Source organism: Caulobacter vibrioides (genome assembly GCF_002858865.1).
Lineage (GTDB): Bacteria > Pseudomonadota > Alphaproteobacteria > Caulobacterales > Caulobacteraceae > Caulobacter > Caulobacter vibrioides.
The window spans coordinates 20,679-30,603 of record NZ_PJRR01000011.1; the positions used below are offsets into that span (position 1 = coordinate 20,679).

10 protein-coding genes and 1 pseudogene are annotated in these 9,925 nt (G+C 68.6%); 5 read left to right on the forward strand and 6 right to left on the reverse strand.

Going from position 1 to position 9,925, the window contains the following annotated elements; translation table 11 throughout:
* Nucleotides 1-4 precede the first annotated feature (4 nt).
* The 4 genes from CVUC_RS06500 to CVUC_RS06515 form a co-directional block, all read right to left on the reverse strand.
* On the reverse strand, nucleotides 5-217 hold the full coding sequence (locus tag CVUC_RS06500) for a hypothetical protein (RefSeq protein WP_096034093.1): 213 nt from the start codon (nucleotides 215-217) through the stop codon (nucleotides 5-7).
* A complete protein-coding gene (locus CVUC_RS06505; protein ID WP_096034094.1) occupies nucleotides 187-1,371 on the reverse strand; it encodes a PepSY-associated TM helix domain-containing protein in 1,185 nt (394 codons plus the stop codon). The genes CVUC_RS06500 and CVUC_RS06505 overlap by 31 nt, the downstream gene beginning before the upstream one ends.
* Nucleotides 1,281-3,446: a TonB-dependent receptor gene (locus CVUC_RS06510; protein ID WP_096034095.1), complete on the reverse strand. Its 2,166-nt coding sequence runs from the start codon at nucleotides 3,444-3,446 to the stop codon at nucleotides 1,281-1,283. Before CVUC_RS06510 ends, CVUC_RS06505 begins: the two co-directional genes overlap by 91 nt.
* Nucleotides 3,447-3,620: 174 nt before the next feature.
* Nucleotides 3,621-4,511 carry a branched-chain amino acid aminotransferase gene (locus CVUC_RS06515; RefSeq protein ID WP_096034096.1) on the reverse strand — a complete coding sequence of 297 codons (891 nt, stop codon included), beginning with the start codon at nucleotides 4,509-4,511 and terminating at the stop codon, nucleotides 3,621-3,623.
* Between the two features lie 80 nt (nucleotides 4,512-4,591).
* On the opposite strand from CVUC_RS06515, the gene CVUC_RS06520 reads away from it, so the two are divergent.
* From CVUC_RS06520 to CVUC_RS20335, 4 genes and pseudogenes are all read left to right on the forward strand, one after another.
* Complete coding sequence (locus tag CVUC_RS06520) at nucleotides 4,592-5,098, forward strand: MarR family winged helix-turn-helix transcriptional regulator (RefSeq protein WP_096034097.1); 507 nt, start codon at nucleotides 4,592-4,594, stop codon at nucleotides 5,096-5,098.
* Nucleotides 5,095-5,796 carry a response regulator gene (locus CVUC_RS06525; RefSeq protein ID WP_010920768.1) on the forward strand — a complete coding sequence of 234 codons (702 nt, stop codon included), beginning with the start codon at nucleotides 5,095-5,097 and terminating at the stop codon, nucleotides 5,794-5,796. The genes CVUC_RS06520 and CVUC_RS06525 overlap by 4 nt, the downstream gene beginning before the upstream one ends.
* Before the next feature lie 140 nt (nucleotides 5,797-5,936).
* On the forward strand, nucleotides 5,937-7,274 hold the full coding sequence (locus tag CVUC_RS06530; protein WP_096034098.1) for an ATP-binding protein: 1,338 nt from the start codon (nucleotides 5,937-5,939) through the stop codon (nucleotides 7,272-7,274).
* A 7-nt stretch (nucleotides 7,275-7,281) separates the two neighbouring features.
* Nucleotides 7,282-7,353: pseudogene (locus CVUC_RS20335) on the forward strand (hypothetical protein); the annotation flags it as partial.
* Nucleotides 7,354-7,545: 192 nt separating this feature from the next.
* On the opposite strand, the gene CVUC_RS06535 reads toward CVUC_RS20335, so the two are convergent.
* Together CVUC_RS06535 and CVUC_RS06540 are read right to left on the reverse strand one after the other, a co-directional pair.
* A complete protein-coding gene (locus tag CVUC_RS06535; RefSeq protein ID WP_010920770.1) occupies nucleotides 7,546-8,397 on the reverse strand; it encodes a prephenate dehydratase in 852 nt (283 codons plus the stop codon).
* The gene (locus CVUC_RS06540; protein ID WP_096034099.1) at nucleotides 8,394-9,131 is read right to left on the reverse strand and encodes a 3-deoxy-manno-octulosonate cytidylyltransferase; all 738 of its coding nucleotides are present in this window, start codon (nucleotides 9,129-9,131) and stop codon (nucleotides 8,394-8,396) included. The genes CVUC_RS06535 and CVUC_RS06540 overlap by 4 nt, the downstream gene beginning before the upstream one ends.
* Before the next feature lie 156 nt (nucleotides 9,132-9,287).
* Between CVUC_RS06540 and CVUC_RS06545 the strand changes: the two genes are divergently transcribed.
* Nucleotides 9,288-9,925: c-type cytochrome (locus CVUC_RS06545; protein ID WP_101685799.1), on the forward strand; the 638-nt coding region annotated here is incomplete at its 3' end.

Consider the following 9,925-nt stretch of genomic DNA (forward strand, 5'->3'; position numbering starts at 1 on the left):
AGTCCTAGCGCCGCCGCGCGGCCAGGGCCCAGACGGTCGCGATCACCGAGACCCCGAGCGTCAGGACGCCGATCAGGTCCCAGATGCCATCGCCCAGCAGGGCGGCGATCAGGCCAAACAGGCTGAAGGCGGCGATCAGGGTCGGCGCGCCGAACACCTGCCAGAGGGTCAGATGATGACCGGTCTTCATCGCGCGACCTTCCGCTTGGCCAGCCACAGATAGAGCCCCGAGGCCAGGATGACGATGGTGGCGATGTCGAGCAGCGCCCACAGGATCTTCAGGCCCATGCCGCCGTAGTCGCCAAAGTGCAGCGGCTGCGACAGGGTCAGGGTCTTGACGTACCAGGGCGTCGGCGCGATCGCGGCCAGCTCGCCGGTGCGCGCGTCGATCAGGGCGGGCGTGGTCAGGTGCGTGGTCAGCGGCGTCTTGCCGTGGAAGAACACCGCATAGTGGTGATCGGTCGAATAGTCCGAGCCTGGGAAGGCGACGAACTGCAGGTCCTTGTCGGGCAGCGCCTGCTTCGCCTTGTCGACGGCGGCCTGCAGCGAGCTGCGCTGGCCCGGCGCGACGGGGCTGTCATAGGCCGCCGTCAGCTCCTTGAGGGCCGTGTTCTTCCAGTAGCCGACGATCGGCGTGGCCAGGGCGTTGACGACGCCGGTGGCGCCGACCACCAGCACCCAGGCCGCCGTCACCGCGCCCAACAGGTTGTGATAGTCCAGCCAGCGGGTGCGGGCCCGCTTGCTGGCCCGCACCGTGCCGAACGGCAACCGGCGCATGAAGGGCGCGTAGAGCACCACGCCCGAAACCAGGGCCACGATCAGCAGCAGCCCCATCGCGCCGAGGAACAGCATCCCCGCCAGGCCCAGGAACATGTCGGTGTGCAGCTGGAGCAGGAACTCCATCACCGGATGCCCGGCGACCGGCGGCGCGGCATCGCCGCTGGTCTGGTCGATGGGCTGGAAGCTGTAGACGCCGGCCTTGCCGCCCGGCTGCACGCTGGTGACGTTCACCACCGGCCGGTCTTCATCGAAGCTCATATAGGCCGGAACCTCGCCCGGCTTGCGGGCGAGGGCGGTGTCCAGCACCTGGTCGAGGTTCAGCTTGGGGCCGTCCGGACGCGCGGGCGTCCAGGCCTCCTCCATCAGGACATGCTCGATCTCGTGGCTGAACACGAGCGGCAGCCCCGTGATGCAGAGCATCAGCAGGAAAGCGGTCGAGACCAGGCTCGACCACTTGTGAACCCACGACCAGGCGCGGAGCGTCCGGGCCTTCATCAGCGCTAGAAGTCCGTGCTGATCGACAGGCGCAGGGTGCGCGGCGCGCCCAGCGTCAGGTAGTTGGCGCCCGGATAGCCGCCGACCGCCACCCACTGGTTCCGATCGGTCAGGTTCTCGACCCGGGCCCGCAGGGTGACCGCCTTGCCGCCGGCCTCGAAGGCGTAGCGCGCGCCGAGGTCAAAGCGCGTCCAGGCGTCCAGCGACACGGTGTTGGCGGTGTTGGCCTGCTGCGAACCGGTGTGGACCGCGCGGCCTTCCAGGGTCAGGCCCTCGAGCGTGGCGATGTCCCACTCCACGTTCAGATTGGCCTGGAACTCCGGAACGCCGATCGGGGTCTTGCCCTGCAGCGTGGCCGACAGGGCGCGGTTGATCTGGGCGTCCAGCCAGGTGGCGCCGCCCAGGAGGCGCAGGCCCGGAGCCGGCTGGCCGAAGACGGTCAGTTCGACGCCCTGGTTCTCCTGCTCGCCGCCGGCGGTGTAGCGACGGCTGGAGGCTTCGAAGTACTCGGCCGGCTGGGTGGTGCGGAATAGGCTGATCGCGCCGCCGAACGTCCCGGCGTCGTACTTGGCGCCGATCTCGGTCTGCTCGCCGCGGAACGGCGACAGGATCTCGCCGACATTGGCCACGGCCACGCCGTTGACCTGGGCCGGGGCGATCTTCCCGGGGACCAGGGCCTCGGCGTAGTTGGCGTACAGCGAGATCTTGTCGCTGGGCTTGAACACCGCCGCCAGGGCCGGGGTGGTGGCGTCGCCGTCATAGGCGCCGTTGCGCGCGCCGGTGTTGTAGTCGTACGAGCGGGTCTGGATGTCCTGATAGCGGACGCCCACCGTGACCAGCAGGCGCTCGTTCAGGAACGACAGGGTGTCGGCCACCGCGACGCTGCGGTTCTTGACGCGCTCGGTGACGTTCGGGTCGCTCTTGGAGCCGCCCACGAAGAAGTTCGGGTTCGGTGCGGCCACGGCCACCGGGTTGTAGAGGTTGCTGGCGAAGCCGGCGAAGTTCGAGAAGGCGTAGGCGTTCTTGGACTTCAGGTTCACCTGGGCGACCGAGGCGACCAGCGCGTGGCCGATGGTTCCGGTGGTGAACTTGGCGCGCAGGCCCGCGTCCGTCGACAGGATCGAGTCCTTGCGGACGTTGTCGAAGCGGTAGGCGCTCAGCGTCCCGTTGGCGAGCGCCGTCGGGTTGGCCAGAACGTTGTCTTCCTTGCCCTGGCGACCGCCCAGGGCGGCCCAGGCGCTGACCGTGTCGGTCAGGTCGAACTCGCCGCGCGCCGCGCCGAACAGCTGGCGCTCGTCGGTGTGGGTCCAGGGCTGGGCGAAGTTCTTGTCGGCCGACGGGGCCTTGGGGATGGCGCCCAGCGGGGTGACGGTCGGACGCGCGCCTTCGATGCGGTGATCCTGCCAGCCCAGATCGGCCGAGAAGCGGGCGCGGTCGCCGCGACGGTCCAGGCCCAGGCCCAGCACCGTCAGGTCGCGCTTTTCGCCGTCGACGGCCGTCTCGCCGCCGCGCAGGCCCAGATTCACCCGCGCGCCATAGGCGTCGTTCTGGCCAAAGCGGCGGGCGATGTCGGCCGAGCCATAGACCTGCTCGCCGCCGTCCCAGCCGGCGGTGAAGCGGGTCAGAGGCGCGGTCGGCGCGCGCTTAGGCATGAGGTTGAACGCACCGCCGACGCCGCTGCCGCCGGGGGCCGCGCCGTTCAGGAAGGCGTTGGCGCCGCGGAACACGTCCACCCGCTCGATCAGCTCGGCCGCCACGAACTGGCGCGGCAGCACGCCGTAGAGACCGTTATAGGTCATGTCGTCGGAATAGACCGGGAAGCCGCGAACGACGTACAGCTCCTGGAAGTTGCCGAAGCCCTTGGTCACGCGGACGGTGGGGTCGTTCTGCAGCACGTCGGCCACGCTGCGGGCCTGCTGGTTGCGGATCAGGGCTTCGGTGTAGCTGGTGACGGCGAACGGCGTGTCCATCGTGTCCAGCGCGCCCAGCAGGCCGACGCGCGCGCCCTTGGCGACCTGGTCACCGGCATAGGCGGGCGGCAGACGCACCTGCGAGCCGGTGATGACCACCTCGTCGACGCGGGTCGTGTCGGCCTGGCGCGCCAGGGCGGGGCTGGCCAGAGCGCCGCTGATCAGCGCGGACGACAGCAGAAGGGCGAGACGAGACGACATCGGAGGATCCTAATATTGCGAGTGCGTCGCAATATCTGGCCTTCTGCGGCGTTTCAACTCTTTCCTCCCCGGGATGGGGGAAGCGGCTTGGTGAGGGGTCGCACGGCCATGCCGCAAAACCCCTCATCCGGCCCTTCGGGCCACCTTCTCCCGCAGGGGGAGAAGGATAAAACCCTAAGCCGTCGCCATCGCCTCGCCGCGCACCAGGGCGGCGTAGGTGTCCATCAGATCCAGCGACAGCTTGGCGGGCGTGAACTTGAACTCGCCCACTTCCGAGACCGGGGTCACCTCGGCGGCGGTGCCGACGATGAAGCACTCGGTGAAGGTGGCCAGTTCTTCCTTCTGGATGTGGCGCTCGACCACCTCGATCCCCTTGGCCTTGGCCAGGTCGATCACCGTGCGGCGGGTGATGCCGTCCAGGAAGCAGTCGGGCTTGGGCGTGTGCAGCACGCCGTCCTTGACGAAGAACACGTTGGCGCCGGTCGCCTCGGCGACATAGCCGCGATAGTCCAGCATCATCGCGTCGGCATAGCCGTCCTTCTCGGCGGCGTGCTTGGAGATGGTGCAGATCATGTAGAGGCCGGCGGCCTTGGCGGCGATCGGGGCGGTCTTGGGGTCGGGACGCTGGTACTTGGCCCAGGTCAGGCGGATGCCCTTGGCCTTGGTGGCCGGATCGAAGTAGCTGGGCCACTCCCAGACGGCGATCGCCACGTGGATCTTGGAGTGTTGCGCCGAAACACCGATCATTTCGCTGCCGCGCCAGGCGATCGGACGCACATAGCAGTCCTTCAGGCCGTTCTTGGCCGCCGTCGCCTTGCAGGCCTCGTCGATCTCGGCCACCGTGTAGGGGATCTCAAAATCGAGGATCTCGGCCGACTTGAACAGGCGCTCGGTATGCTCGGTCAGTTTGAAGATTTCGCCGCCGTACATGCGCTCGCCTTCGAACACCGACGACGCATAGTGCAGGCCATGGGTCAAAACATGCACCTTCGCTTCGCGCCAGGGCACAAATTGCCCGTCAAGCCAGATCCAACCGTCGCGATCGTCGAAGGGAACCAGAGACATCGGCCCAAGACCTCCTTATTGGGAACGCGGTTCTTAGACGCCCCGTGGGGGGATGCGTCAAATAAAATGGACTCCTTGCGATGATAGCCCCGCTACAGCCCGGTTCGGACGATCCGCGTCTGATCCTCCGCGAGGAGGAACTGGACGGCGGGCTGGAACTGATCCTGTTGGCCGAGGCCTCGCTGTGGGCCGCCGTGGACGCGGTGCTGGAGACCGAGGCCCTGGGCCTTGGGCGCTCGCACTGGCGCGCGGCCTTCTTGCTGCGCCGCCGTCCGGGGATTGGGGTGCAGGACCTCTCCAAGCTGACCAGCCTGTCGAAACAGGCCGCCAGCCGCACCCTGTCCGATCTGGAGAAGGCCGGTCTGGTCGAGCGCGTCTCCGGCGATCTGGACGGGCGCCGGCGGCCAGCGACCCTCACCGCCGAGGGCGTGGCCTTCGAACAGCGGACGGCCGAACGCCTGCGGGGGCTGCTGGCCAGGGCCTACCGCACCGGGGGCCTCGACGGGGTGGCCGGAACGCGGCGCATCCTGGCGGCGCTGGCCGGATCGCGGCAAGGTGTCGGCCCCGGACGACGGATGCCGACATGACCCCTGACGAGCGCCGCGAACGCCATCTGCTGGTGGTCGACGACGACGACCGGCTGCGCAAGCTGATCAAGGAATTCCTGAGCCGCGCGGGCTTTCGCGTCACCGCCGCCTCAAGCGCCGCGGCGGCCGACAAGCTGTTCGATGCCCTGGACTTCGACCTGATGGTGCTGGACGTGATGATGCCCGGCGAGGACGGCATGGCCTTCACCAAGCGCCTGCGCGCCAAGGGCGGCGAGGCCGGCCGCACGCCGATCCTGATGCTGACCGCCCGCGACCAGACCGCCGATCGGATCGAGGGCCTGTCCAGCGGCGTCGACGACTATCTGGGCAAGCCGTTCGAGCCGCAGGAACTGCTTCTGCGCATCGAGGCCATCCTGCGCCGCTCGGCCGCGCGCCCCGTCGGCCCCAAGGCGCTGAGCCTTGGCCGTTGCACCTTCGACGCCGACCGGGGCGAGCTGACCTGCGACGGCGAGGCCGTGCGGATCACCGAGGCTGAAGTGACCCTGCTGCGGCGCCTGGCCCGCTCGCTGCACGAACCGGTCGACCGCCTGGAACTGGCCCGCGACACCGCCGACGCCACCGGCCGCGCCGTCGACGTCCAGGTCACCCGCCTGCGCCGCAAGATCGAGCCGGACCCGAAGAACCCGCGCTACCTGCAGACGGTGCGGGGTGTGGGGTATCGGCTGGCGCCGGATTGATGGGGGGCGCCGTCCAAATCCTCCCCCTCGCGGGGGAGGTGTCCGCGCAGCGGACGGAGGGGGAAGTCGGCCGGCGGCGGGGGTGTGATCTTCCCCCTCCGGCGCTTCGCGCCACCTCCCCCGCTGGGGGGAGGATCTAGGTGCCCCTCACCCGCCTCGACATCCCGCCGTCGCTGAAGCGTCTGCTGCCGACCACGCTGTTCGGGCGCAGCCTGCTGATCATCATCCTGCCGGTGGCGATCATGCAGATCGCCGTGACCTGGGCGTTCTTCGACGCCCACTGGCAGAGCGTGACCAGCAAGCTCTCCGAGGGCCTGGCCGGCGACATCGCCTGGGCGGTGCAGTCCTATGAGGACGATCCCAGCCCCGCCGCCGTCGAGAAGCTGGCCGAGCGGGCGGAAGGGGCGCTGTCGCTGTCGATCGCCTTCCAGAAGGGCCGCAAGCTGCCGACCAGCCATCGCCCCTCGCTTTTCGCAGCCCTGGACCGGTCGCTGGACAAGGCGCTGGAGGACCGGCTGGACAACCCGTTCTGGTTCGATACGACCCGCTACCGCGCCTATATCGACATCCGGGTGCAGGTCGACGGCGGGGTGCTGCAGATCTACGCCCTGCGCGACCGCGCCTACGCCACCCAGGGCCACATCTTCATCCTGTGGATGGTGGTGGCGACCCTGCTGCTGACGGCGGTGGCCATCCTGTTCATCCGCAACCAGGTGCGGGCCATCGAGCGCCTGGCCGAGGCCGCCGACGCCTTCGGCCGGGGCGAGGATCCGGAGTTCAAGCCGCACGGCGCGCGCGAGGTGCGTCAGGCGGCCCTGGCCTTCATCGCCATGAAGCTGCGTATCCAGCGCCATATCGAGCAGCGCACCGCCCTCCTGGCCAGCGTCAGCCATGACCTGCGCACGCCGCTGACCCGGCTGAAGCTGGAAATGGCCATGGCCGAGCCGTGCGAGCGCATGGAGGCCATGAAGGGCGATCTGGCCGAAATGGAGCACATGATCGACGAATACCTGGCCTTCGCCCGCGGCGAGGGCGGCGAGGCGATCCAGGTGGTCGACCTGTCGGACCTGGTCGAAAGCGTGGTGGCCGACGCCGAGCGCGGCGGGGCGGCGATCGAGACCGAGATCACGCAAGGCCTGGAAACCCGCCTGCGCCCCCTCACCTTCCGCCGGGCCCTGGCCAATCTGATCGACAACGGCGTGGCCCACGCCGACCGGGTGCGCGTCACGGTCAGCCCGCGTCAGACCGGCGGCGTCGACGTGGCCGTCGACGACGACGGTCCCGGCATCCCCGAAGACAAGTACGAGGAGGCCTTCAAGCCCTTCTCGCGGCTCGACGAAAGCCGGAACCAGAACGAGAAGGGCGTGGGCCTCGGGCTCGCCATCGCCCGCGACATGGCCCGGGGCCTGGGCGGCGATCTGGTGCTGTCCCGCTCGGCGCTGGGCGGCCTGCGGGCGCTGATCCGGCTGCCGGGGTAGAGACTAAATCCTCGTCCTTCGACAGGCTCAGGATGAGGATTTAGCGCGAACCGAGGCCAACAGTCGTCCTCACCCTGAGCGCACCTCGAAGGACGCAAAGACGCCCCCTCCGTCACGCGGCTGCGCCGCGCGCCACCTCCCCCGCAAGCGGGGCAGGATGCGGGATTTTCCTCCTCACCCGTGAAACGGGGGAGGTGGCGCGGCGCGGATAAGCGACGTGACGGAGGGGGCGCTTACACGCTCGATTCGACCCGTGAGCCGTCGTTCGGCGCTACGCCCCCCGATCCCGGAACGGATCGGCCGGGTACACGCCCAGGATCTCGAACCGCTCGGAGAAGAACTTCAGCTCGTCCAGCGCCAGGGCTAGGTTGCGGTCTTCGGGACGGCCGTCGACCTCGGCGTAGAAGAAGGTGGCGGTGAAATTGCCGCCTTCCATGTAGCTTTCCAGCTTGGTCATGTTGACGCCGTTGGTCGCAAAGCCACCCAGCGCCTTGTAGAGGGCCGCCGGCAGGTTGCGGACTCGGAACACGAAGCTGGTCACGCAGCGGTGGGTGAAGTCCGGCGCGGCCGGGGCCTTGTCGGCGGTCATCACCAAAAAGCGCGTGGTGTTGTGACGCTCGTCCTCGATATCGCGGGCCAGGATGTCCAGACCATAGATCTCGGCGGCCAGGGCGGGGGCGACGGCGGCGTGGGTCGGGTTGGGCTTGAGGGCCAGGGCCTTGGCCGCGCCGGCGGTGTCGCCGGCGGCTTCGGTCTCGACGCCCAGGCGCTTCAAGCTGTTGCGGCACTGGCTGAGCGCGATCGGCATCGAGCTGACCACCTTGATGTCCTCCAGCTTGACGCCCTTGTTGGCCATCAGCTGGAAGCGGATCGGCTTGAAACGCTCGCCGATGATCTTCAAGCCCGAGGCGGGCAGAAGGTGATGGACGTCGGCGACCCGGCCGGCGATCGAGTTCTCGATCGGGATCATGCCCAGCTGGGCGACGCCCGACTTGATGGCCTCGAAGGCCTCCTCGAAGGTCTTGCAGGGATAGGCTTCGTAGTCGGGGAAATAGGTACGGCACGCCTCGTGGCTGTTGGCGCCGGGCTCGCCCTGGAAGGCGATCTTCTTGAGGAGGCTCATCGGGTTTCCTCGGCCTGCTTGCGGGCCGCTTCGAGATCAGAGGGATTGTCGACGGAGATCGGGGCGGTCTTGGCCACCGCAGCCCGGATGGTCAGGCCCAGTTCCATGGCGCGCAGCTGCTCCAGCTTTTCGCGCTTTTCCAGCGGCGAGGGGGCGGCGGCGTTGAAGGCCTCCAGCGCTTCGCGGCGATAGCCGTAGATGCCGATGTGGCGCCAGACAGGGCCGTCGCCATAGAGGGTGGAGCGGGTGAAATAGAGGGCCCGGCCGCTCTGGCCGTCCTCTTCCATGGCCAGCACGGCCTTGACCACGTCCGGGTTGGCGCGGTCGGCGGGCGAGGCTTCAGGCGCCACGACGGTGGCGATATCGGCGTCGCCGAACTCCTTAAGTATTCGCGCGCAGTCGCTGAGCACAGCCGGGTCGACGAACGGCATGTCGCCTTGCAGGTTGATCACCACGTCGTGCGCAAACCCCGGATCGAGCTGCGCCAGCGCCGCGAGAATCCGGTCCGAACCGGACGGCAGGTCGGGGTCGGTCAGCACGGCGGTTCCGCCAGCCTTTTGAACCGCTTCGACGATTTCCGGGTCGCCGGCGGCCACCGCGACCGGACCGATACCCGCTTCGAGGCCTCGGCGCAGAACCCGCACGATCATCGGAACCCCGCCGATATCGGCCAGGGGCTTGCCCGGAAGCCGGGTTGCGGCCATCCGAGCCGGGATCAGAATGAGGGGGTTCATCGGTTCAAATCTCCGCCGCCCTGTTGCGCGAGGGGCGGTAGCGTGTAAGAGACGCGAGCGCAACATGACGCGCGCTGGAGACTCGTCCTTGTGATTCCGGCGCGCGGGTTCCAAGCCCGCCGTTCGACGGGCCGATAAGAGGCTGACAAGGCTGAAATGAGCGACCTGACGTTCAACAAGATCGCTGGCGGCGTGCTGCTGACCGGCCTCGTTATTTTCGGTCTGCGGGAAGCGTCCTCGATCGTCTTCTCCAAGCCCGAAGTCGAGAAGGCCGGCTACGAGATCGCGGTCCAGGAAGAAAGCGCCGGCGGCGCGGCGGTGGTCGAGAGCCTCCCCGACTGGAACGCCGTGCTGACGCCGGCCAATGTGGCTGCGGGCCAGGCTGTCGCGGCCAAGTGCGCCGCCTGCCACAAGTTCGACGCCTCCAACGCCAACGGCACGGGCCCTGGCCTGTGGGACGTGGTGGGCCGCAAGGTGGCCGGTCACGCCGGGTTCAACTACTCGACCGGCATGAAGGAATTCGCGGCCAAGACCCCGGTCTGGGACTACGACCACCTGTATGAATTCCTGAAGGCGCCGGGCAAGTACGTCTCGGGCACCAACATGACGTTCGTCGGCCTGAAGAAGCAGGAAGACCGCATCGCGATGATCGCCTACATGCACAGCCTGGGTTCGACGCTGCCGGTCCCGCCGCCGCGTCCGGTGGCCGCCCCGGCTCCGGCCGAAGGCGCGGCGCCCGCCGCTGAAGGCGCGGCTCCGGCCGCCGAAGGCGCCGCCCCCGCGGCTGCCGGCGC

What these genes read in the sequence shown, in the direction of transcription:
- CVUC_RS06515 (WP_096034096.1), bottom strand. Translation starts at nt 4,511, where the DNA reads ATGTCTCTGGTTCCCTTCGACGATCGCGACGGTTGGATCTGGCTTGAC.
- CVUC_RS06520 (WP_096034097.1), top strand. Translation starts at nt 4,592, where the DNA reads ATGATAGCCCCGCTACAGCCCGGTTCGGACGATCCGCGTCTGATCCTC.
- CVUC_RS06535 (WP_010920770.1), bottom strand. Translation starts at nt 8,397, where the DNA reads ATGAGCCTCCTCAAGAAGATCGCCTTCCAGGGCGAGCCCGGCGCCAAC.
- CVUC_RS06525 (WP_010920768.1), top strand. Translation starts at nt 5,095, where the DNA reads ATGACCCCTGACGAGCGCCGCGAACGCCATCTGCTGGTGGTCGACGAC.
- CVUC_RS06540 (WP_096034099.1), bottom strand. Translation starts at nt 9,131, where the DNA reads ATGAACCCCCTCATTCTGATCCCGGCTCGGATGGCCGCAACCCGGCTT.
- CVUC_RS06510 (WP_096034095.1), bottom strand. Translation starts at nt 3,446, where the DNA reads ATGTCGTCTCGTCTCGCCCTTCTGCTGTCGTCCGCGCTGATCAGCGGC.